Genomic DNA, 23,678 nt, shown 5'->3' on the forward strand with positions numbered 1-23,678 from the left:
TACTATAGTGGGGTATTAATAATGCATAACGAAACGCCGATAGTTCGTCGTCAATCAAAACGTATTTATGTTGGTAATGTACCTATCGGTGATGGTGCACCTATCACGGTTCAGTCGATGACCAATACCCGTACGACCGATGTTGATGCGACGGTTAAACAAATCGAAGCCCTACAGCGTGTTGGTGTGGATATTGTCCGAGTCTCAGTTCCTACTATGGAAGCGGCAGAGGCCTTTAAGCTCATCAAGCAACGCGTTTCCGTTCCTTTGGTAGCCGATATTCATTTTGATTACCGCATTGCGCTAAAGGTTGCTGAGTACGGCGTGGACTGTTTACGTATTAATCCTGGTAATATTGGGCGTGAAGATCGTATTCAAGCGGTTGTAGACTGCGCCAGAGATAAGAACATCCCTATCCGTATCGGTATTAATGGTGGCTCTCTGGAAAAGGATATTCAGGAAAAATACGGTGAACCAACGCCTGAAGCGCTAGTTGAATCAGCCCTGCGTCACGTAGAAATTCTAGATCGTCTAAATTTTGATAATTTTAAAATCAGCGTTAAGGCTTCTGACGTGTTTCTTGCCGTCCAGTCTTATCGTCTACTCGCCAAACAAATTATTCAGCCATTGCATTTAGGTATCACTGAAGCCGGTGGTGCCCGCAGTGGTTCCGTTAAATCAGCGATCGGTTTAGGCATGCTGCTTGCTGAAGGTATCGGCGATACATTACGAATCTCACTGGCTGCCGATCCGGTAGAAGAAGTGAAGGTTGGTTTTGATATTTTAAAAGCGTTACGCATTCGTTCCCGCGGCATTAATTTTATCGCCTGCCCGACCTGTTCTCGTCAGGAATTTGACGTTATCGGTACGGTTAACGCTCTGGAACAGCGTCTAGAAGATATTATCACCCCAATGGACGTCTCTATTATCGGCTGTGTAGTTAACGGGCCCGGTGAAGCATTAATATCTGATATCGGAGTAACCGGTGGACACAAGAAGAGCGGCTTTTATCAAGACGGTGAGCGTCAAAGAGAACGATTTGATAACGAAAAAATGATTGACCAGCTTGAGGCAAAAATTCGCGCCAAAGCGTCGATGATTGATCAAACAAAGCGTATTGATATCAGTCAGGATTGATAACAAACCGCAGTGATATTGAACGCAGGCAGTGAAAAATAGGCTTATATAACGGCATTACTGTGTAACAACTGCCTATTTACATTGATGTGGAGTGCCTATACCTCCTATAATCGGCTAAATTTTGAAGATATAGAGAATTGACGTGTCAAAGAAAATTCAATCTGTACGTGGCATGAATGACCATTTGCCGAAAGATACAGGGATATGGCAGCGGGTTGAGGAAGTCATTAAGCGCGCCGTTGAGTCTTATGGATATAGCGAGATTCGCACGCCAATTCTTGAACAAACTCCACTGTTCAAGCGAGCCATAGGCGAAGTTACCGATGTTGTAGAGAAAGAGATGTACACCTTTAACGATCGCGAGCGCGACGGTGAAGAGGTGATTTCCTTGACTCTGCGTCCAGAAGGAACGGCTAGCTGCGTTCGGGCCGGAATTGAGCACGGTCTGCTTTATAATCAGGAACAGCGCCTTTGGTATTTGGGGCCGATGTTTCGTCATGAACGCCCGCAAAAAGGTCGTTATCGGCAGTTTCATCAGATTGGTGCCGAAGTCTTTGGCCTTACGGGGCCTGATGTTGATGCCGAACTGATTATGCTAACCGCCCGCTGGTGGCGTGATTTGGGCATATCCGATAGCGTGACGTTAGAGCTCAACTCTATCGGTTCACTCGATGCGCGGGCCAAATACAGAGAAGCGTTAACTGCATTTCTGGAACAATATAAAGACCGTTTGGATGAAGACTGTAAGCGGCGGATGTATACCAATCCGTTGCGCGTGCTTGATTCTAAAAATCCAGACGTGCAGGCATTGCTCAATGATGCACCGACGCTTCCTGATTATTTAGACGAAGAGTCAAAAGCTCACTTTGCTGGCCTGTGCGGGTTTTTAGACAGTGCAGGCATCGGATATAAGATTAATCCCCGTTTGGTTCGTGGCCTAGATTATTATAACCGGACGGTATTTGAGTGGGTGACCAGCAGTTTAGGCGCTCAGGGTACCGTTTGTGCCGGTGGGCGTTATGACGGCTTAGTGGAACAACTTGGCGGTCACCCGACTCCGGCCGTAGGTTTTGCCATGGGGCTCGAGCGTTTGGTACTATTAGTTCAGGCTGTTAATCCTGATTTTCAGGCAAATAGAGCCGTGGATGCCTATCTGATTTCATCAGGTGAAGGTACACAAATGGCGGCAATGCAGCTGGCAGAAAAGCTGCGTGATGCGCTGCCTAAGCTACGTTTAATGACCAATTACGGTGGCGGTAACTTTAAAAAGCAATTTTCCCGCGCCGATAAATGGGGTGCCCATATCGCATTAGTCATGGGTGAAAATGAAGTTTCTGCTGGCCAAGTTGTGGTAAAAGATCTGCGTAATGGTGAGCAACAGACGCTGGCGCAGGCTGAAGCTGCTGCGTATTTAGCAACATTGATCGGTTAATTTGAGAGGGACACCGTGGAAATCTATAATAATGAAGACGAACAGCTAGATGCGGTGCGTAGCTTTTTCCGGGAAAATGGAAAAGCGATAGTAGTCGGCGTTGTGTTGGGCATTGGTGCTTTATTTGGCTGGCGTTACTGGCAGTCTCATCAAAAACAAGAGGCGGCTAATACATCAATGTATTTCGATCAGGCGATGGTACATCGCGATAATACGTCCAATCTGGACGCTTTTATTAAGGCTAACGAAAATACCTATGGCATATTTGCTGCGCTGAAACTGGCTCAGGAGTCTGTCGATAAAGGTGATTTTGCTAAAGCCAAACAGCAATTGTTATGGGCTCAGGGCCATACTAAAGACGATAATTTATTGCCAACCATTAGTCTTCGGTTAGCGCGCGTTCAACTGCAGGAAAAGCAGTTTGATGACGCATTAAAAACGCTGGATACCGTACAAAAAGGTGGTTGGTTTGCTCAGGCTCAGGCCATTCGTGGTGATGTACTTGCAGAGAAAGGTGATACAAAAGGGGCCCGTGAAGCGTATAGTCAGGCTTCTGAGTCCGATCCTTCTCCGGTACTGAAAGAATTACTGCGTATAAAATTGAATAATCTGGCCGCTTAAGGGGAGTTGAATGAAATTACGTAGGATTGTGTGCGTCGGATTGCTGTCTGTAACTATGTTAAGCGGCTGTTCGCTGTTTGGTGGTGAAGAAGACGTAGTTAAAATGTCTCCGCTGCCTAAAGTTGAGAACCAGTTTTCTCCGAATAAAGTTTGGAGCACGTCCGTTGGTAACGGAATTGGTGAGTATTATTCTCGCCTGCGTCCAAGCTGGCAGGATGGCCGTATTTACGCGGCAGACCGTGATGGCATGGTTAAAGCGATGGATGCTGATACCGGCAAACAAATCTGGAAAACTAGCGTCGTAGAGAAAGAACATTTTTACTCTTCATCTAAACCAGCGGTATTATCCGGTGGTGTTACCGCGGCAGGCGGTCACGTTTATGTCGGTAGTGAAAATGCCATTGTCTATGCACTAAACAAAGAAGATGGCTCTATTGCGTGGAAAACTACCGTTGCCGGTGAAGCTATGTCGCGCCCGGTTGTTGACGGTGGCTTAGTCTTGATTCACACCACTAACGGCATGTTACAAGGTCTGAGCGTCGAAGACGGTTCTATCAAGTGGACGGCCAACTTAGATATGCCTCTGCTTTCACTGCGTGGTGAATCATCCCCGGCTACGGCTCACGGTGCTGCGATCGTTGGCGGAGATAACGGTCGAGTGACTGCGATTCAGATGGAACAAGGTCAGCTGATTTGGCAGCAAAGAATTTCTCAGCCAAGCGGCGCAACTGAAATCGACCGTTTATCTGATGTAGACAGTACACCAGTTATTGCTGATAACATTGTTTATACCCAAGGGTATAACGGTAGTTTCACTGCGCTGGATTTACGCAGCGGCCAGATTTTATGGAAAAGAGATATGGGGTCTGTGAATGACTTCTCTATTGATTCCGGCCGAATTTATTTGGTTGATCAAACCGATCGTGTTGTTGCATTAGATATCAACGGTGGCGCTATTTTATGGACTCAGAGCGATCTGCTATACCGCGGATTAACTGCTCCTGTTATCTATAATGGCTATGTGGTTGTTGGTGATGCTGAAGGCTACTTACACTGGATGGACAGCGCAAGTGGTCAATTTGTTGCTCAGAATAAAGTGGATGGTGATGGTTTCCTATCGTCTCCAATCGTTGCTGGCGACAGACTGGTAATTCAGGCCCGCGGTGGTTACGTTTATTCTTTCACCCGCTAAGGCTTTAGTTCATCAGGCGAACATGACGATTTAATTATCACCTATGTTCGTTTAAAACGGCTCCTGACATCAGGGGCCGTTTCGTCTTATATAAAGCTGATTATAAAAATTACATATTCAGCATAAAATCATAGAGTTATAAAAGAACGAGGCTTCAACAATGATACCTGTTATCGCGCTGGTCGGGCGTCCGAACGTGGGCAAGTCCACGCTATTTAACCGCTTAACGCGTACTCGTGATGCATTGGTTGCTGATTTTCCAGGGCTAACCCGCGATCGTAAGTACGGTAAAGCCGAAGCTGGCGGTCATGAATTTATCGTGATTGATACCGGTGGTATTGATGGTACTGAAGATGGCGTTGAAACTCGTATGGCTGGGCAGTCTTTGGTAGCTATTGAAGAGGCCGACGTTGTTCTGTTTATGGTTGATGCCAGAGCTGGATTAATGGCGGCAGATCAAGGTATTGCTCAACATCTTCGCATGCGTGAAAAGGCGACCTTTTTAGTTGCGAATAAAACCGATGGTCTGGATCCTGATACCGCCGTTGCTGATTTTTACTCATTGGGCTTGGGTGAAGTGTATCCGATTGCTGCGTCCCACGGCCGTGGCGTAACCTCTCTGATAGAGGAAGTTCTCGGTCCTGTTATCGAAGAAGAGCCGGATGAAGAGACTGACGATTTCTGGGGCGAAGAAGTTGAAGAACCGCTGCCGGATGAAGATGCCATAGAAGATACCTCTTATCTCGAAAATCTTCCGATTAAGCTGGCGATTGTCGGTCGCCCGAACGTAGGTAAGTCAACGCTAACTAACCGTATTCTTGGTGAAGAGCGGGTTGTTGTTTATGACATGCCGGGAACCACCCGAGATAGCATTTATATTCCAATGCAGCGTGATGAACGTGAGTACATACTTATTGATACCGCTGGTGTACGAAAGCGTGCCCGTGTGACTGAAACCGTTGAGAAGTTTTCAGTTATCAAAACGCTGCAGGCGATTGAAGACGCTAACGTCGTGCTGTTAGTTATCGATGCCCGTGAAGGTATTTCAGATCAAGACTTATCTTTGTTAGGCTTTATCCTGAACAGCGGTCGTTCACTGGTTATTGCAGTGAACAAGTGGGATGGCCTGAGTCAGGAAGTTAAAGAACAGGTTAAAGAAGCTTTAGATATGCGGCTGGGATTTGTTGATTTTTCCCGCGTGCATTTTATCTCTGCTTTACACGGCAGTGGCGTAGGTAATTTGTTTGAATCAGTACAAGAAGCCTATCGCTGTGCTACCAAGCGTGTTAGTACTTCAATGCTCACGCGGATTATGCAAATGGCTCAAGACGATCATCAGCCACCGTTAGTGCGCGGTCGTCGGGTTAAGCTGAAGTATGCTCATGCCGGCGGTTATAATCCTCCAATTGTGGTGATCCACGGTAATCAGGTGAAAGATTTACCCGATTCCTATAAACGCTACCTGATGAACTATTTCCGTCGTTCGTTAGAGATTATGGGTACGCCAATCCGTATCCAGTTTAAGGAAGGGGAAAACCCGTTCTCTGGCCGCAGCAATCAGTTGACTCAAAGCCAGCAGCGTAAGCGTAAGCGTCTGATGCAACATATTAAGGGCCGTAAGTAAGGCTTAGCCGGTAGCAAACAAGAAGAAGGGCACCAATAGGAGCCCTTCTTTTTTTATCTCTGAACCGCTTCCGGCTCGGCCGGTTTATGTTTCGTGAAATCGTCAGAATAAATATCAGACGGATGGTGGCCCGGCTCTTCGTTATCAGCCTCAGCCTCAGGCTGAACTGACATCGATTCATCTTTACGCAGTGAATCAACCAGTTCAGACACCTGCTCATCAGCAACGCCCAATACTTTTAGCGCTTCAGCACCAATATGCAGGCTACTTTCCAGCGTTTCTACCACCACCCAGTTTGCACCGGCTTCGAGCAGCTTATCTTTGAGCTCTAGATCTAAAACTCTGGCCAGTATTTTCACCATGGGGTAGAGCATTCGTAGCGTAGATACCGCACGCAGTGCGCTGGTGCTGTGGTCGATGGAGACAATCACCATTTGGGCTTGTTCAACGCCGATCACGTTAAGCAGCTTTGGATCGGTAATATCACCAAAATAGGCGGGAACGCCTGCTTTTTGAGCCTTCCTGACCACCTCGGGATTTTTTTCTATCACGATATGCGGAATAGCTGAATCCTGAAGCATCTGGGCTAGTACATAGCCGGTATCACCATAGCCTGCAACTACAACTCTGGCTTGGTGGGCCGTTTGATCCGGCCTCAGGCTTGGGTCTACGTCTGCTTTAACGTAGCGTTTAGTCAGATTACATCCAAAGGTATACAGGCTTTGTGTGAAGGCCATACTGACGGAAATAACGCCAATACCCATGATAAAGGTTCCATCGTCAATAACGGCGAATGCTTTTGCTACGCCAAACAGGACAAATCCAAACTCACCGCCCTGACACAGCAAGAAAGCGATTTTAGTTGAAGCCTCTTTAGACGCGCCAAATAGCAACGAGAGTACGAACAGTACCGCTATCTTAATGGCCAAAACGACGGCAACGTGCATGGTAAACAGGAGCGGCGTTTGTGCCAGCGTGGCAAAATCGATAGACATGCCGACGGAGATGAAGAAAATGCTCATTAACAGGCTTTTCACTGACTCTACGCTGGCGTGAATTTGGAAACCATACTTAGAGGTAGAGAGCATCATACCCATAATAAAGGCACCCAGCGCCATCGACAAACCGAAGTGATCCATCACGTAGGCTGCCAGCATAACGGCAAACATCACAAATAAGGCGAAGCTTTCGCGGTAGCCATTTTTAGCCATACGGTTCAGTACCCACGGAACCACAACACGGCCAAAAATAATAACTAATAGTAATGCGCCGATAACCGAGATGGTTTGTAGCCACATTGGGGAATCATCGGGCAGAACGGAAATTTTATCAGAAAGCAGAGGGACTAAAGCCAATAGTGGAACAATAGCCAGATCTTGCATCAGCAATATAGCGAAACCGATTTTGCCATGTTCACTGGAAAACTCATTGCGTTCCTGAAGTATCTGAATAACGAAGGCCGTTGACGACAGCGCTAAGGTTAGGCCGATAATCACAGCCGCATTCACGTTATTGTTAAACAGATAGAAATAGCCGCCAATAGCCGCACCGCTAAGCAATATCTGCCAAGAACCTAAGCCAAATACCACTTTACGCATTGCCCAAAGGCGCTTCGGTTGCATTTCCAGGCCGATGATAAACAGTAGCAAAACAATACCAAATTCAGAAAAATGCAGTATTTGCCCGACGTGCTCCTTAAGAATCACCTGACCGGGCGTATGGGGCCCGATGATGACACCGGTGATTAATAAACCCAGAATCGAACCTAATCCGATTTTCTTAGACAGGGTAACGGCAATGGCAGCAACAAACAAAATGATGACGAGTAACAGTAGAAGATCATTCATGGTGAGATCTTCTTTTGTTGATGTGAGGGCGGGGGAATAATTTTAGTCGGTGTCTCATCATTTGCGTTACGGCCCCTTTTGCGTTTTCTGTCTTTCGTTTATGCAGTCACTTCACCCGGATTTTAAGAACAAAGTATGATTATCTACAGTTGATTGCTTATTATACTCATTATGGCCGTAATTGTGCATGAAGTTTTTATTACTAATGATTGTGTATCTTAGTGGCTGTCAGAATAATTACTCGCAGGTATAACTCTTGAAGTCAGATAGCGATATTAAGCCAACTTTATTACGTTTGAATATCAATAATTAGTGTTGTAGCAAACTATAGCTGACAATTCCATGCATTTTTTAATATTTTATAATTTATCTATTGATATATAAGTAAAATATTTATAAATCTGAGGCCTTATTATCGATACTGAAAAACAGACCTGTTCAGACATGGTGTCGTGAGAAGCCTGCCAGTTTGCCTCTAACGTTACCGTGCCTCATATGCTAATGCTACTGATGGAAATGGCGCTACGGCTTTTTCACCTGATTGATGATACTTTTTGTGATTCAGCTAACCGATTAGCGTCCAGTCTGGCGTTGCTGTGTACTGGTGCCTGCCTCGACTTTTGTGCTATGTTCAAGGCCCAAAATGTTACCATTTTGGCCCGTATTGCCCGAAGAGTTGTGGTACCGGGCGTGTTGGGTTTGGTGCATGCTTATACGGCTTTAGGTTGGTTATTTTTTCGCATAGCCGATCTCATTTAACGGGAGTATTGAATGGATGCCTTTTGTCCCAAATGCCATCAGTTACTGCTTTGGCAGCAAGGGGATTTTTATCGTTGTGAAACATGCGGTAAACGTTACCTACAGATAGCCCCTTGTCCCGAATGCCAGAACCCGCTACAAAAGATGCAGGCCTGCGGTGCCGTTGATTATTTTTGTCAGCATGGCCACGGTCTGATATCAAAAAAGCGATTGGATTTTCACTATGTTGAACAAGGCTAAGCCAAACCACCATCAGCCTAATACATGCTTTCTAGTCATAGTTGAATCTATATTAATATCAGGATGTTATAACGTATATTATGGATAATTCTTCATTTTCTCAAGACCCTTCTTCTACCGCTCAGTTTTGCTCTGCGGGCGTTGATCTCAGTGGATTAATGCAGGTGTTGAGTAAGCACCTCTATTCTACGCCGATGGTGGCTTTGCGTGAATTGGTGCAAAACTCACACGACTCAATAGTTCGCCGGCGGATTGAACATCACGGTCAGCCTGATTGTGGGCGAATTCAGGTTATTGGTGACGTTAAAAATGGTCTAATTCGCATTATTGATAACGGAGCCGGGCTGACTGAAGGTGAAATTCATGCTTATTTAGCGACGGTGGGCGTTGGCTATACCCGTACCTTACGTCAGCAGGATAGCGAAACCGGCCTGATTGGTATGTTTGGTCTCGGGTTTCTGTCGGCATTTGTGCTGGCAAAACAGGTTATCGTTACCACCACCTCTTATCAACAGCCCGAACAGGGATGGCGATATCTTTCCAGCAACGGTGAAAAATATTCGACGGAACCGGTTCCTGCCCGGGAGAACGGTACTGAAGTTACTCTGCTATTGCGTGATGAATTTAGCCATTTAGCCAGCGAGAAAGTGCTGAATGATATTCTCCGGCGTTACTGTATTTTACTGCGTGAGCCTATTTTTGTCGGTCAGGCTCCTGAACCAATCAACCCTGATTTACCTCCGTGGCGCAGAGAGGCAAATGTAGCCGTTCATCCTATTCAGGATCGCAGACAGCGTTTGGAATTCGCTGCGCATTTTGAAGAAAATTTTGAGCCGATTTGCACTGTCCCTGTGATATCTGACGCAAAAAGTGATGCCGTTGGTATGCTTTGGGTTCAGGATGGTTCAACCTACGGCACCAGCGATAATCGCAATTTGTCGATTTTCCTGCGCGGCATGCTATTAGATGACGATGCCCGTGATTTATTACCTCCGTGGGCCGGGTTTATCGGCGGTGTCATTGAGTCAAATAAACTAACGCCAACCGCCAGCCGCGAAGATTTACAGCGTGATAGCCACTATTTTGCAGTGCAGTACGCCCTGAGTGAGTCATTGATTCATGGACTGGCGGAGATTGCCCTCCGACAGCCTGAAGTATGGCGCCGGATCATTGTTCGTCACAATGAAACGCTGCTTGGCGCTGCGCTGTGCGATGAGCGTTTATTTGACCTGTTGATTGATACGATTAAGGTTCCAACCTCTCAGGGTGATTTACGCGCTCAGGATTTACGTTCTAAAGGGGCTATTCATGTCATTCTGGATGCCAAAGAGGGTTTTGAGGAAACGCTATTTCAGGCTTTAGGCGTTCCAGTGGCCTATGGCGATCGCTATGCGGTAGTACCATTCTTGCGGCGCTGGGCAGTGGCTAAAGGCTGCCAATTGGTTGAGCTGGGCACGAATGCCGGTAATAAGCAGCTGTTTCGGCTAGAGGAGCTACCGGCTAACGAAAGTGAGTGGTTGCTCTCGGTATTGGGTGACGGAGAGAAGCTGATAGCTTCCCGCTTTGATCCGGCTGAACTGCCGCTGGTTGTGGTACATGACCGCGAGGCCGAATTGAAAAAACGCCTTGAGGACGACGAAAGCGACAAGCGAATTTCAGTCGCGGCGCTGCATCTCGCCCGACAATTTACCGCTAAAATCGCCGTAACCAACACCCGGCAACTTTATATCAATCTAAATAACCCCGCAGTAAACGCGCTGCTGGAAGGGTTTCGTCAGCATCACGCTGGTTTAGACGCCGCTGCCCGCATGCTTAAAGCACTAAAAGTGATTATGTCGAGCCGTGGCAGCCAAACTCAGGCGATGGCTCTTAACCGCGCACTGTCTGATTTCAGCCAGCTCATCCCCCAAATGCTTGCTCGGCCTGTAGATGTGTTTCCGGGGCACGATGAGAGTAAGTAACTACTCTCAAATTTGAAATCGCACGGCTGCCCGCGGAAGGTGGGTATCAATAAAGCTAATGACAGGATAACAAATGGATATTTGGAACTGGGTTAATAAATTAGAAGACGATCTGAAAGCAGCCGGGCAAGGTGAGGCTGCCCGGATCATCGATAGGTTCACGGATGACGTTGCAGAGTTGAATATCGATAAAGCCGACGCCTTATTTCCTGAGGTACTGGCGCTGAGCCGAAGTCTGAAAAACCCATGGCTGGAGGTATTTGTTCGCCACTGGGACTTGCGTAACCGCGTTGGCAGTCGCCTTGAAGGAGAAGCCGCGCTGGCGGCCTCGGTTGAGCTATTTGAGTTTGCCCATCGTCCTGAAACTATGGAATGCCCGCAGTCGGTGTGCGTGACGCAGGATCTGGCCGGCTGTTATGCCAACATTGACGGTCCGGGCTGGGTAAATGAACGTATTGCGGTGTGTGAAGAGACATTGGCGCGGATCGACACCAGTTGGAACTGTTTTCACTGCCTTTCGTGTGAATATGCCGAAGCGCTGCTTGACGACGGCCACGCTGACGATGCGCTGACATTTTTACGTCAGCAGGAAGAAAAAGTCACTACCACGACCTCCGATGACTGCCTGTCTATCCATAACTTTCAGATTAAAACCCTGCTGAATATGGCGCGTTATTCTGACGCAATGGAACTGATTGAAAAAACGGATGAAGTCGCAAAGTCTTACCCATGGCAGAAAAACCGCCAGTTTCGCAACCTGCTAAAGGCCCGATGTCTGGCAGGGTTAGGCCGTGATGACGAAGCGTTAGAAGCCATTCCCGCATGGTCAGCTCTGGTTCCTGAATTCTATATGGATTGGACCGATGCCAATAAGCTGCTGCTAAAGAACTCGCCGGATAAAAATACTTGGCAGCTGGGCGGCCTGATTCAAAAAATGTTAGATCACGTGAGTAGCGTTGGCGCCCACCGGCATACCATCACGCTGGCCGTTTGGCATGCTCAACTGGCTCTGGCCCGCGGCGCGGTATGGACTGCACGGCGTTCGCTGGATATTGGTTATCAGCATCTACCTAAGTTAAATAAGGTTCGGGGCGCAGATTTACTCTTAGACAGCCTAAAGCTTGCCATCGAGCAGGCTAATGACAATACCCGTTTGCCGGTGCCTGCAGATCGGCTTCTGAGCTGGCTGGAACAACGGACCGGTGAGGATGAGTCGCGTAATCCGGAAGAGGAGGCCGAGTGGCTAGTACAAGCCTCTCTGGAGCGGCCTGATGATGAAGATTTGATTGAAATGGCATCATCAGCGCTAGTGGCCTGCGGCGCAATGACTCAGGCTAAAACGTTACTCTGGCAGTACGTTTCGACGCATCCGTCTGTAGAGTCAGCGCTTGCTTACCGGCTGCTGGATATCCTGCTGGATGATAAATTGGACCCTCAGAGTCAGGCTGAAATTGTCAGGCTGTCCGACATATATCAGCCAATGTTACCTGCCGTAGCGCTGTGGTGCCTGATTAAGCAGGCGCAGCATCGGGAAAACTGGTCTGAAGTCGAACGGCTGTGTAAGCAAATGATTGAGGCTGCGCCGGAATATCGCGGCCCACGTATGCTGCTGGCTGAAGCATCGATGAACCAAAAGTCATTTCAACAGGCTATCGAATGTTATCAGCAACTGGCTAAGCAGCTGGACGACCCGAGCAATACCCTTTGGGATTTAATGACCGCGGCCAGCGCTGCCGAACGTTGGGATTTAGTGCGTGAAACGGCCGAACGGCTGGATATCAAGCTGGCGCCGGGTGAAGGGGAAATTAATGAAGATTGGGGCTGGGTTCGTTTACGTATAAAAGACCGTGACGAAGAGGTTGAATATTACGGTCAGTTTATTGGCCCTGTAACGGCCAGAGTTATGCAATTGGCGGCTCCGAACGGTACGCAATGCTTTAATGACGTGGTGGTTATTGATGCCGGGATGTTGGAAAACCCGCCGGAAGATGAAGAGGAACGTAAAGAGTACACCGCGGTTTATCGGGTGGTACATACCTTAAAACGAGGGAATTTCGGCGATAGCTGGTTTGTCGATGGCGTAATGCCAACCGAAGAGCAGTATCAAACTTTTGTTGATGCTATCGAGCAGCTTGGGTGGCAAATTCGCATCAGAAGTTCGGCCGATTATCAGGTTAGTGACGCACAGGATCCCGATGGTGAACCGCTGGATGGCATCTATTTTTATCTGGCTGCGCCGGAAAATGTGACTCCGGCAGAAATTAACGCCAAAATGTGGGCGTTAACCCAGAACTGGCAGCACGATTGGTGTTGGTTGACTTTGGCAGAGGAAGCCGATGCCGCGGATGTAGAAAGGCATCGGGGAGTGGTTGACCGTTATAGCCTATAACCTGGCTTTTTCCGCTAACGCTCGTTTTAGTTCGACCATGGGGAATTAATCTGAACCTCTGCCGCTATATTCGGTAGGGGTCTTTTATGACAAAATTTTTGTAGATTTTGTCACATGGTTCACGCTGCTTTCTACCCATCCGTCGCTCAGCCGGGTTTTTAGTACATCACCGGCTTTCACCTGTTTAGTCTTTTTCAGCGCGGTTCCGTCCGGTGCGCTGGTCACGCTGTAGCCTCTGGCGAGCGTTGCTAGCGGGCTAACGGCTTCCAGCTGTGAATAGCTAATGCTAAAGCGCTGTTTGGCTGCGTTCATTTGGCGTTCTAGCGCCTGTTGTAGTTGATACTGGCGCTGCTGTAGCAACTGCTGATAACGATGAATACGCGCCTGCGGCTGGGTTTGGGCTAAACGTTGTTGTAAACGCTCGGCCTGACGAATGTTTAGCCGTAGCTGGGTCTGGATACCATCTTCTAAACGGTTGTGTAATTTTAGTAACGCCGTTTGCTGGCGTGACAGACGTAGCTGTGGGTGCTGTTGCTGTAACCGGCTGTCTAAGCGGTTAACGATTTGGTGCTGGCGAGAGAGGAAATAATCCATTGCCATTTCCAGCCGCTGTTGCTGAGACTGTAAACGGCGCACCAGTTCTAGCTGATTACGGCTGACCATTTCAGCCGCCGCGGACGGCGTGGGTGCCCGTAAATCGGCGACGAAATCAGCAATAGTCACGTCGGTTTCATGGCCAACGGCGCTGACTACCGGGATTCGGCTGTTAAAAATTGCTCTGGCGACTAGCTCTTCGTTAAAGCACCATAAATCTTCTAGCGATCCACCGCCGCGGCCAACAATGAGCACATCACACTCGTTACGCTGATTGGCCAGCTCAATGGTTTTAACTATTTGTAAGGTTGCATCCACACCCTGAACGGTCGTTGGATAAATCACTACCGGCAGCGAAGGATCGCGTCGCCGGAGGATCTGTAAAATATCATGCAGAGCAGCGCCAGATTTTGAGGTAATAACGCCGATGCAGTTGGCCGGTGAAGGAAGAGAGCGTTTGCGCTGCGGGTCGAATAGCCCTTCTTCAGACAGCCGATGCTTTAACTGCTCAAAACGCTGCTGTAGCAGGCCATCTCCGGCTGGTTGCATACTTTCCGCAATGATTTGATAGTCGCCGCGTGGTTCATAAAGGGTAATGGTTGCCCGAACTAAAACCTGCTGGCCATTTTGCGGCTGGAACGTGGTTTTGCGATTAGCGGTGCGAAACATCGCACAGCGCACCTGAGCCCGGTCATCTTTTAGCGTAAAGTACCAGTGGCCAGAAGACGGTTGAGATAAGTTTGATATCTCGGCTGAAATCCAGATCTGGCCCATCTCCATTTCCAATAGCTGACGGACCGTCTGATTCAGGCGGCTAACGGTGAAAATTGGGGGCGATGCTGGCGTTAACATGTGACGGAGATCAAACTCTAAAACAAAGACGTAATTTAGCGATACTACATAGGTGCACGGGCTAATCAAGTTTTATTTGAGAAATGTGTGGCGGCAGAGGGCTTGGCTCTGTATAATGCCACTGCAATATTTTATCTGTTTCTAACCCACTGTCGGTGAGATATTGCCATGCTACGTATCGCTAAAGAAGCTCTAACGTTCGACGACGTCCTACTAGTTCCTGCCCATTCATCCGTGCTGCCAAATACTGCTGAATTATCGACGATGTTGACCTCAACAATTCGTTTGAATATTCCTATGCTTTCAGCCGCGATGGACACCGTCACTGAAGCCAGCCTGGCTATTGCGCTTGCTCAGGAAGGTGGAATCGGTTTTATCCATAAAAATATGTCTATTGAACGCCAGGCGGAAGAAGTTCGCCGGGTAAAAAGACATGAAAGCGGTATCGTTACCGATCCGATTACCGTTACCCCTGAAACCACCGTGCGTGAAGTTAAAGAACTGGCGGTAATTAACGGTTTTGCCGGTTATCCGGTGGTTGGTAAAAACAACGAACTGGTTGGTATTATTACCGGCCGTGACGTGCGTTTCGTTACCGATCTCGATCAGCCAGTCAGCGCGCTGATGACTCAGAAAACTAATCTGGTGACGGTAAAAGAGGGTGAAACCCGCGAAGTTGTATTCCAGAAAATGCACGAAAAACGCGTTGAGAAAGCGCTGGTTATCGATGACCAGTTTCACCTGTGCGGCATGATCACGGTTAAAGACTTTCAGAAAGCTGAACGTAAACCCAATGCCTGTAAAGATGAGCACGGTCGTTTACGCGTTGGCGCTGCGGTTGGTGCCGGTGGTGGTAACGAAGAGCGCGTTGCTGCGCTAGTGGAAGCCGGCGTTGACGTGTTACTGATTGACTCTTCTCACGGGCATTCTGAAGGCGTATTACAGCGCATTCGTGAAACCCGCGCGGCTTATCCTGACCTGCAAATTATCGGCGGTAACGTTGCGACGTCTGCCGGCGCGCTGGCTTTAGTTGAAGCCGGTGTTAACGCGGTTAAAGTGGGTATCGGCCCGGGTTCTATCTGTACTACCCGTATCGTTACCGGCGTTGGCGTTCCGCAAATTACCGCCATTGCCGATGCGGTAGACGCGGTTGGTCACTTAGGCATTCCGGTTATCGCCGACGGTGGGATTCGCTTCTCCGGCGATATAGCTAAAGCCATTGCTGCCGGTGCATCCTGCGTGATGGTCGGTTCAATGTTAGCCGGTACGGAAGAGTCTCCGGGCGAAATTGAGCTTTTCCAAGGTCGTTCATTTAAGTCATATCGCGGAATGGGCTCCTTGGGCGCAATGTCTAAAGGCTCATCGGATCGCTATTTTCAGACTGACAATGCGGCAGACAAATTAGTGCCTGAAGGGATCGAAGGTCGGGTTGCTTATAAAGGTTTGCTGAAAGTGATTATTCACCAACAAATGGGTGGATTACGCTCATGCATGGGCCTGACCGGCTGCGGTACTATTGAGGAGTTGCGCACTAAAGCTGAGTTTGTGCGCATTACCGGTGCCGGTATTCAAGAGAGCCACGTGCACGATGTGACCATCACTAAAGAGTCACCGAACTACCGCATGGGCTGATTTAGATATATCCGTTATATTTCAAGCTGCAGCCAACGTACCTGAAGCTTGAATTGTTTAAGATATAAATAAGATACGGGGGTCTGAACAACAGATTCAGCTCTCGTAATCCCTCTGCCAACGCGGCTATAATATTGAAAATTCCCAGTCCGGCCTGTGTTCAGGCCACCCACAACCGTTTTTGGAAAGCTATTCATGTCAAAAAACATCCATAAGCATCGTATCCTGATTCTGGATTTTGGTTCTCAATACACTCAATTAATTGCCCGCCGCGTACGTGAAATCGGCGTTTATTGTGAACTATGGGCGTGGGACGTTAGCGAAGCACAAATTCGTGAGTTTCAGCCAACCGGCATTATCTTGTCCGGTAGTCCTGAAAGTACCACTGAAGCCGGAAGTCCGCGCGCGCCGGAATACGTATTTAGCGCAGGTATCCCCGTTTTAGGCATTTGCTACGGCATGCAAACCATGGCGATGCAGCTTGGTGGTCAGGTTCAGGGTTCTACCGAGCGTGAATTTGGCTACGCGAAGGTTGATATCGTGGCGCAGAGTGAGTTTATCCGCGATATTCAAGATTGCCTGTCTGCCGAAGGCCGCCCTCAGCTTGACGTATGGATGAGCCACGGCGATAAAGTCACCGCTATCCCGGCCGGTTTTGAAGCCGTTGCCCGCACAGAAACCTGCCCATTCGCCATTATGGCCAATGAAGATAAACGCTTTTATGGCATTCAGTTCCACCCGGAAGTAACCCATACTCATCAAGGGCTGAATCTGCTAAAACGCTTCGTGCTGGATATTTGCGGCTGTGAAGCGCTCTGGACGCCGGCAACGATCATTGATGACGCCATTGAGCGTATTCGTGAGCAGGTGGGTGAAGATGAAGTGATTCTTGGTTTGTCAGGCGGAGTGGACTCTTCCGTTACTGCCATGCTGTTGCACCGCGCAATCGGCAAGCGCCTGACCTGCGTATTTGTTGATAACGGCCTGCTGCGCCTAAATGAAGCTACCCAGGTAATGGAAATGTTCGGTGACCACTTCGGTTTGAACATTATCCACGTTGAGGCCGAGCATCGATTCCTGAGCGCTTTAGCCGGTATTGATGAGCCTGAAGCCAAGCGTAAGACCATCGGTCGCGTATTCGTTGAAGTGTTTGACGAAGAGGCAACCAAGCAGTCTAACGTTAAGTGGCTGGCTCAGGGCACTATTTATCCTGACGTTATCGAGTCCGCCGCCTCGGCGACCGGTAAAGCCCACGTGATTAAGTCTCACCACAATGTCGGTGGCTTACCGCCAGAAATGAAAATGGGCTTGGTTGAGCCATTAAAAGAGCTGTTTAAAGATGAAGTTCGTAAGATTGGTTTAGAGCTGGGCCTGCCGTACGCCATGCTTTACCGTCACCCGTTCCCGGGCCCGGGCTTAGGCGTTCGCGTGCTGGGCGAAGTGAAAAAAGAGTACTGCGACCTATTGCGCCGCGCTGATGCCATCTTTATTGAAGAACTGCATAAAGCCGATTTGTACAATAAGGTCAGTCAGGCTTTTACCGTATTTTTACCGGTACGTTCAGTCGGCGTGATGGGCGACGGCCGTAAATATGACTGGGTCGTTTCACTGCGTGCGGTAGAAACCATCGACTTCATGACCGCCCACTGGGCACACCTACCGTATGATTTCTTAGGCCGAGTTTCTAACCGGATCATTAACGAAGTTAACGGTATTTCACGGGTGGTTTATGACATCAGCGGCAAGCCACCGGCGACGATTGAGTGGGAATGATTTTATCTCTGTTTTTTGCTGTTTATAGCCATTAAAAATAATACTAACCGCCTTGATTTATTGGCGGTTTTTTTATTTTTTACCGTTAGCGCTGATTAGCGACAATCCGTTATTTCAGATGGTAATTTTGACAGTGTAAAAAATTCTAACATGGGGGAATAATCCATTTTGCCTGCGGTTATAATGAAACAAGTTTGTTTTGATAGCACTAGCGCGGTTGGCGAAATTGGCCGAGTGGCTTGAAGGTGTACTCCGTACATGAATAACTTGATTTAGTGTACGTGGTACATGTATGATTATATCAATTAGGTAATCATAAGTCAGGGAGTCTGATGTTTACTTTTATTGAGCTGCAAGGTTTCAGTAAGCGGCGGCAAGAATTGTTACCTGACGATGAATTTTGGGCTTTTCAGGAAGAGCTGATTAATAATCCTGAGGCCGGAGATACTATTTCTGGTACCGGAGGTTTTCGTAAAATCCGCTGGAGTCGTCCGGGAATGGGAAAGTGCGGTGGTGTGCGGGTCATTTACTATAATGTGACAAGCAGAGGGCGTATCTATCTGGCTCTGATATATCCAAAGAATGAGCAGGATAATTTAACTGAAGGGCAGAAGAAAGCCCTTGAACAGTTATCTAATCAACTGACATAGCAAATATCTGTCGCGCAAGACGAGCGAGGTGTACATGAAAGACGAACTGTTTGCCGATCTGCTGGCCAGTGCAGAAGAGATGGTAAGAATTGAAAAGGGTGAACAGACGCCGAAGCCGGAGCATGTTCATACTTTTAGCGAGATTGATGTAAAGGCGATACGCGAGGCTACCGGGTTAATACAGCAAGATTTTGCTGTAGCTGTGGGTGTCAGCTATGACCTTGTGAAAAGCTGGGAAACTAAGCGTCGTCAACCTACGGGAGCGGCCCGTAAATTGCTTATTTTGCTACAGGCTAATCCTTTTATTATTAATCAGATTAAAGTTGCATAATTGGTGCACCCGTTCCGTGGGTGCACTGTTGTTTTGCTAGATATTTAATCGATATATTAGACATATTTTGGGCCTAGACCAAAGTATCCATAAAGCAATCTAGTTACTATTCTGGCCGAGTGTTCCCCGTGGTCGCGGGGGATAAACCGTATGATGACGGTTGTCACTGTTACCAGCAAACAGAAACATCAGATCGGAATGCTGATATTCCTGATAAATCTCCCATACGGATGGTCCGTTCCAGCTCTTTTTTGCCCAACTATTAGCTCAATATTGTGTTCTGGATTGTATTCGACCATATAGATCTGCTGGCGCTCCGTATTGAATAATTGTCATAATTTATTCGTATGGATTGGCCCGTGTGACTAAGGTATCTTATGAACAATACCATGCTCGCTTTGCCAGGATTGCGCTGATAGATATGAAATCTGTACTCATTTTCCTTGGGGTAATCGCATTTCTACTCGGGATGTATATTGGCTACGACCAAAATCAAAATTCTCAGCGGCCAGCCAATGCTTCTTTCTGGGATCAACAGGCCTATGTCTGGCAGAGAGTCTGGACGCCGCAGCACCACGATGCGCTTAAACAAAGTCACGATCTATTCTCTGGGTTACGTATTTTGGGGCTGCAGCTAAATCGCGGTGAAGTCATCCGTAAAATCGCAGTAGACGCTCAATTGCTCAAGCAAGATGGGCGGCCGGTTTGGCTGGTGGTCCGTCTTGACGGCCAACTGCCAAACATTGACCAGACGCTAGTGTATGACAATTTATTAAGCCAGCTACAGCAATGGCGGCGGGCAGGCTTAACCGTTACCGGCGTTGAGGTTGACTACGATGCTGCCAGCTCAAAGCTGAGGGACTATCAGCAGTTTATTCAGCTACTTCGCACAAAGCTGCCGCGAGATCTACAGTTAAGCCTTACTGCGCTGCCAACGTGGATTAATTCCCCTGATTTACCTGCGTTATTACAACAGGCGGATATCTCGGTATTACAGGTGCACGCGGTTCTTTCACCGGATAAAGGTCTATTTGACGCAGGCCTTGCCGCTGGCTGGATCGAGCGTTACGCCAGGCTAACGGCCAAACCATTTTACGTTGCTTTACCCGCTTACGGCATGGGGCTGGCGGGCTATGAAGACCAAAAACCTTTGGTTGAGAGTGAGGCCCCGGTGCGCATTGCCGGTCAGATGCAAGAGCTGTCCGTAGCGCCTCAGGCGATGGCTGACTTTTTATCTCAGCTCAGGCAACAACAAACGCCGAATCTGAAAGGCTTGGTTTGGTTTCGCCTGCCGTTGGAAAGCGATCGGCGAGCATGGTCAATGTCGACGCTGAAAGCGGTCATTCTTCAGCAGCCACTAGCTTCTGAATGGGTCGTTGAGCTACAGGCTCAGCCCGATCAATCCAACCAGACTAATTCATTATTTAACCTGATATTGCGTAATACCGGCCAAATAGATGGCGTTCTGCCTAGCGAAATTACATTGCCTGCGGGCAAGTGTCAGATTGGCGATGCGGTTGGTAACTATCAATTGAACGCCGATAATCAGCAGTTACGCTTTATCCGTACTCACTCTCAGCAGCTACGGGCAGGGCAAAGCCAGGCTATTGGATGGGTTCGCTGTACTCAAATTGACCAAGGAGAAATTCATGTTACGCCCTGAATTATTAGTCAAAAAATCTCACCGCCGAGTACCACTGCCATTAAGCCTGCTGATTGCCGCATCGTTTACGCTTTCCGTTCCGGTTAATGCCTGTGGCCCGGATTTTGTTGTCCGCCTGTTGGACGACCGTAATAGTACGTTGCTGTATATGCCAGAAGGGAACTTTTTATTTGAAGCGGGTAGGTTGGTCGATGTTGATAAACAACTACCGCTCCAGAAGGAAACGGTTGAAATATCTACGCAGGAAGCCAGAGCGCAGATGTCCGACCAAGAACGGCAGACGTCAGATGTTATCGATCAAATGCGCGCCAGTAATAGCCTCGAGCAGGCCGATGCATTGAGCAAAGGATTAACCGCGGAAGAGCGGTTGTACACTCTCGGCGCAGTGGCTTTTAAGCTGATGGATCCAAGTGCCGCCGATTATTTCAATCAGGTACTGGCTTTGCCGAGCAATGAGCAGAAATTTTATGGTCTGGATGCTCAATATTCTCTGGGGCGCGCATTGATGGGCGACTATTCCACGGAGAATCAGGATGGCTCCAGTGTCTCTCCCATCCATCGACCGGATGAAGCCCAGCTAAGGTTAGCGCTGGCCGCGTTCCAGAAGGTGATTGATAGAGTTAAGAACGGTGAGGCTGATGAAACTTCCTTATCTCTCAGCAGCCTTGGGCAGCAAGCGAGAGTCCATATCTGGCTGGGGGATATGGTGACTGCTACTCACCTTTATGCCCAGCAGGCCGCTCAGGGGGACTATACCGGCAGCCGGTCGCTTCGCTATATTTCTAGTACCCTGATGAACCCAAAAAATGAACATCTTGTGGTACAGGCCATTAAAGACCCGTTAGTGCAACAACTGATGACAATCCAGCTGTTTACCAATAACTGGGGCTGGCTGGATTACGAGCGAGAGAGCGAAAAGCCTAAAATTACCGCTAAGATAATAGCCTTAATTGGTTCATCGGCGAGTACCGGCTTTAAAGGCAGCGATCGCTTGGCCGCTTTGGCTTACCGCTCCGGCGAATATGATATGGCAGCCGCGTTGCTGAAAAGCTCCGGTGATAGCGCACTAAGCTGGTGGCTGCGGGCAAAAATGGCGCTGCGCAGTGGCGATGAAAAAGCGGCTACCGTGGCCTATGCTAAAGCGGCCGCTGGATTTCCGGCCAGTGAACTTTGGGGATATACCCCAGATATTGATGAAGGAACGGTGAGTTACAATATGCCACCGGCCTGTCGGGTAGCCGGTGAACAGGGTATTCTGGCGCTCAACCGCGGTGATTATCTTCAGGCTATGGAGTTATTTTATCGCAGCAATGAGGTTTATCGGGCCGACGTGATGGATATTGCCGAGCGGGTATTAACCCTTGATGAGCTAAAAGGCTTTGTGGATAAAAATGTTCCGGCGGTTGCTGAGTTAATTAAGAAAGGCCCCGAAGAAGACTACTATTACGGCATGGGCGTCGCGCCAGCGGTTGAACTACGCGAAGTTCTGGCCCGTCGCCTGATGCGAGCAGGGCGATATGATGACGCGCTGGCTTACTTTCAGTTTGCAAGCCATCAGCAGTGGGCGAAACAGTATATCGACAGTCTCAAGGTCGCTAATAACCTAAAAGCAGATAAGTTAACCCGCGCTCAGGCTTACTATCAGGCGGCGCTTTTGCTGCGTAATCAGGGGGTAGAATTAATCAGCTATGAGATGACGCCGGACTATGCGATTTACGGTGCGGACTATTCATACGTTGGTGATAGCTATGATACTGGCCGTAAACGTAGGAATAGCTGGCTGCTCGATGAGGCAGCGCAGGGCAGTGCTATACAGGCCGGTCTCAAATCGGTGAAAGCCAAAACCTGGATTAGTGCATCTGAGGCCTCTAGGGCAAAATCGGAATTACCGAAAACCAATAATAATTATCTTCATTATCGCTGGAAGGCGGTTGATTTAGCGGTGAAATCAGCCGATCTTCTGCCGCCAAAAAGTCAGGCTTATGCCGCAGTATTGTGTAAAGCAACCGGCTGGATTATTAACCGGGATCGCAAAGGCGGGCTAAAGCTGTATCAGCGCTATATTAAAAACGGTGCCGCTTTTGATTGGGCGCCTCAGTTTGGCTATCAGTGCCCGGATCCTGATTTTATCGTGAAGCGTTGATCTCTGACGGTTGCCAGAAAATGAAGTCGTGCAGTAATCTACATTAATGCGTTGGGTGGATAACGCTTTTCAGGAAGGGGTAATTATGCTCAAAACATGTTTAATGGCGATAACGTTGCTATTCGCTTCTACCTCTGCGCTAGCGGCAGAGTACTGGATTGATGTCCGTATTCCTCCGCAGTATGAGGCGGAGCATCTTGATGGGGCGATTAATATTCCGCTCAAGCAGCTAAAGGGTGAGATTGCTAATCGGGTCAAGAATAAAGACGATACGCTGCATCTCTACTGTAATTCGGGCCGCCAGTCAGGGCTTGCTAAGCAAGAGTTACTCGATATGGGGTACACCAACGTGCTGAATGAAGGTGGAATCGATGGCATCAAACAGCGCTTAAAAGCTCATAAATAGAGCCGCAGAGGGCTGCCGTTATATCAATACGGCGGATCCTCGGTTATTTATCTACTATCTGTTGCCATTGGTGCTTTAGCTCCTGAGCGTTAGCCACGTTATCACAGCTTGCCGGGTAGTCTTTGCCTGCGTTGGCCCAACTAACAATATTCTCCGGGTAACAAAACTCCTGCTGCCCTTTGGCATATCCTTGTAGATAAGCTTGGCGGTTTATTTCTGCTTCACCATACCATTCAGCCAGCGTAGTATTTTCTTTTACGCCGCTTCCACCCATCGCTTCACCATAGCCGATATCAAACCATTTAGACACAGGTGCTGCGTTATCGGCATTCTCAACGCTGCCTGAGTGTTGAACTGTGCAACCGGTTAGCAGAAGGGTTAGCGTTAAAACGAGCGTATAGGTCATGGTGGAGCCTTAATGAGTTAGAG

The 23,678-nt window shown here is 48.4% G+C and carries 19 protein-coding genes; 16 read left to right on the top strand and 3 right to left on the bottom strand.

Translation table 11 applies throughout. From position 1 onward, the window contains the following. The first annotated feature begins 21 nt into the window (after nt 1-21). The 5 genes from ispG (at nt 22) to der (ending at nt 6,009) form a co-directional block, all read left to right on the top strand. Complete coding sequence (ispG, locus tag GVI43_RS10995) at nt 22-1,137, top strand: flavodoxin-dependent (E)-4-hydroxy-3-methylbut-2-enyl-diphosphate synthase (RefSeq protein ID WP_159566907.1); 1,116 nt, start codon at nt 22-24, stop codon at nt 1,135-1,137. A 145-nt stretch (nt 1,138-1,282) separates the two neighbouring features. Next, complete coding sequence (gene hisS / locus GVI43_RS11000) at nt 1,283-2,572, top strand: histidine--tRNA ligase (RefSeq protein ID WP_159566908.1); 1,290 nt, start codon at nt 1,283-1,285, stop codon at nt 2,570-2,572. 15 nt (nt 2,573-2,587) lie between these two features. After that, complete coding sequence (locus tag GVI43_RS11005; protein WP_159566909.1) at nt 2,588-3,193, top strand: YfgM family protein; 606 nt, start codon at nt 2,588-2,590, stop codon at nt 3,191-3,193. Between the two features lie 10 nt (nt 3,194-3,203). Continuing rightward, on the top strand, nt 3,204-4,385 hold the full coding sequence (gene bamB, locus GVI43_RS11010) for an outer membrane protein assembly factor BamB (protein WP_159566910.1): 1,182 nt from the start codon (nt 3,204-3,206) through the stop codon (nt 4,383-4,385). Nucleotides 4,386-4,545: 160 nt separating this feature from the next. Then, on the top strand, nt 4,546-6,009 hold the full coding sequence (gene der, locus GVI43_RS11015; protein ID WP_159566911.1) for a ribosome biogenesis GTPase Der: 1,464 nt from the start codon (nt 4,546-4,548) through the stop codon (nt 6,007-6,009). Nucleotides 6,010-6,062: 53 nt separating this feature from the next. Here the strand turns inward: der and GVI43_RS11020 are convergent, their stop codons facing one another. Further along, the gene (locus tag GVI43_RS11020) at nt 6,063-7,856 is read right to left on the bottom strand and encodes a monovalent cation:proton antiporter-2 (CPA2) family protein (protein ID WP_159566912.1); all 1,794 of its coding nucleotides are present in this window, start codon (nt 7,854-7,856) and stop codon (nt 6,063-6,065) included. 495 nt (nt 7,857-8,351) lie between these two features. On the opposite strand from GVI43_RS11020, the gene GVI43_RS11025 reads away from it, so the two are divergent. The 4 genes from GVI43_RS11025 to GVI43_RS11040 all read left to right on the top strand — a co-directional run bounded on the left by GVI43_RS11025 (nt 8,352) and on the right by GVI43_RS11040 (nt 13,205). After that, nucleotides 8,352-8,615, top strand: coding sequence for a hypothetical protein (locus GVI43_RS11025; protein WP_159566913.1), 264 nt, complete (start codon nt 8,352-8,354; stop codon nt 8,613-8,615). Between the two features lie 12 nt (nt 8,616-8,627). Then, on the top strand, nt 8,628-8,855 hold the full coding sequence (locus tag GVI43_RS11030) for a zinc ribbon domain-containing protein (protein ID WP_159566914.1): 228 nt from the start codon (nt 8,628-8,630) through the stop codon (nt 8,853-8,855). 80 nt (nt 8,856-8,935) lie between these two features. Beyond that, nucleotides 8,936-10,816, top strand: a complete 1,881-nt coding sequence (locus GVI43_RS11035; protein WP_159566915.1) for an ATP-binding protein — start codon at nt 8,936-8,938, stop codon at nt 10,814-10,816. 73 nt (nt 10,817-10,889) lie between these two features. After that, nucleotides 10,890-13,205: a tetratricopeptide repeat protein gene (locus GVI43_RS11040; protein ID WP_159566916.1), complete on the top strand. Its 2,316-nt coding sequence runs from the start codon at nt 10,890-10,892 to the stop codon at nt 13,203-13,205. An 84-nt stretch (nt 13,206-13,289) separates the two neighbouring features. Here the strand turns inward: GVI43_RS11040 and xseA are convergent, their stop codons facing one another. After that, nucleotides 13,290-14,651: an exodeoxyribonuclease VII large subunit gene (xseA, locus tag GVI43_RS11045; RefSeq protein ID WP_159566917.1), complete on the bottom strand. Its 1,362-nt coding sequence runs from the start codon at nt 14,649-14,651 to the stop codon at nt 13,290-13,292. A gap of 168 nt (nt 14,652-14,819) precedes the next feature. Here xseA and guaB point away from each other — a divergent pair, with 168 nt between their 5' ends. The 7 genes from guaB to pspE all read left to right on the top strand — a co-directional run bounded on the left by guaB (nt 14,820) and on the right by pspE (nt 23,249). After that, nucleotides 14,820-16,283 carry an IMP dehydrogenase gene (guaB, locus tag GVI43_RS11050; RefSeq protein ID WP_159566918.1) on the top strand — a complete coding sequence of 488 codons (1,464 nt, stop codon included), beginning with the start codon at nt 14,820-14,822 and terminating at the stop codon, nt 16,281-16,283. 195 nt (nt 16,284-16,478) lie between these two features. After that, entirely contained in the window at nt 16,479-18,056 is a 1,578-nt protein-coding gene (guaA, locus tag GVI43_RS11055) for a glutamine-hydrolyzing GMP synthase (RefSeq protein ID WP_159566919.1), read from the top strand. Between the two features lie 332 nt (nt 18,057-18,388). Next, nucleotides 18,389-18,706 (top strand): type II toxin-antitoxin system RelE/ParE family toxin, encoded by a 318-nt coding sequence (locus GVI43_RS11060; protein WP_159566920.1) that lies wholly within the window; start codon nt 18,389-18,391, stop codon nt 18,704-18,706. Between the two features lie 34 nt (nt 18,707-18,740). Next, nucleotides 18,741-19,037, top strand: coding sequence for a NadS family protein (gene nadS / locus GVI43_RS11065; RefSeq protein ID WP_159566921.1), 297 nt, complete (start codon nt 18,741-18,743; stop codon nt 19,035-19,037). A 421-nt stretch (nt 19,038-19,458) separates the two neighbouring features. Beyond that, the gene (locus tag GVI43_RS11070; protein WP_159566922.1) at nt 19,459-20,700 is read left to right on the top strand and encodes a DUF3142 domain-containing protein; all 1,242 of its coding nucleotides are present in this window, start codon (nt 19,459-19,461) and stop codon (nt 20,698-20,700) included. Further along, nucleotides 20,687-22,843 carry a hypothetical protein gene (locus tag GVI43_RS11075; RefSeq protein ID WP_159566923.1) on the top strand — a complete coding sequence of 719 codons (2,157 nt, stop codon included), beginning with the start codon at nt 20,687-20,689 and terminating at the stop codon, nt 22,841-22,843. Before GVI43_RS11070 ends, GVI43_RS11075 begins: the two co-directional genes overlap by 14 nt. A gap of 85 nt (nt 22,844-22,928) precedes the next feature. Then, a complete protein-coding gene (gene pspE / locus GVI43_RS11080; protein WP_159566924.1) occupies nt 22,929-23,249 on the top strand; it encodes a thiosulfate sulfurtransferase PspE in 321 nt (106 codons plus the stop codon). A gap of 43 nt (nt 23,250-23,292) precedes the next feature. Here pspE and GVI43_RS11085 read toward each other — a convergent pair whose 3' ends face one another. After that, the gene (locus tag GVI43_RS11085) at nt 23,293-23,655 is read right to left on the bottom strand and encodes a DUF2799 domain-containing protein (protein ID WP_159566925.1); all 363 of its coding nucleotides are present in this window, start codon (nt 23,653-23,655) and stop codon (nt 23,293-23,295) included. Nucleotides 23,656-23,678: the final 23 nt, after the last annotated feature.

This window comes from Budvicia diplopodorum (assembly GCF_009800925.1).
In the GTDB taxonomy this organism is placed as follows: Bacteria; Pseudomonadota; Gammaproteobacteria; order Enterobacterales; family Enterobacteriaceae; genus Budvicia; species Budvicia diplopodorum.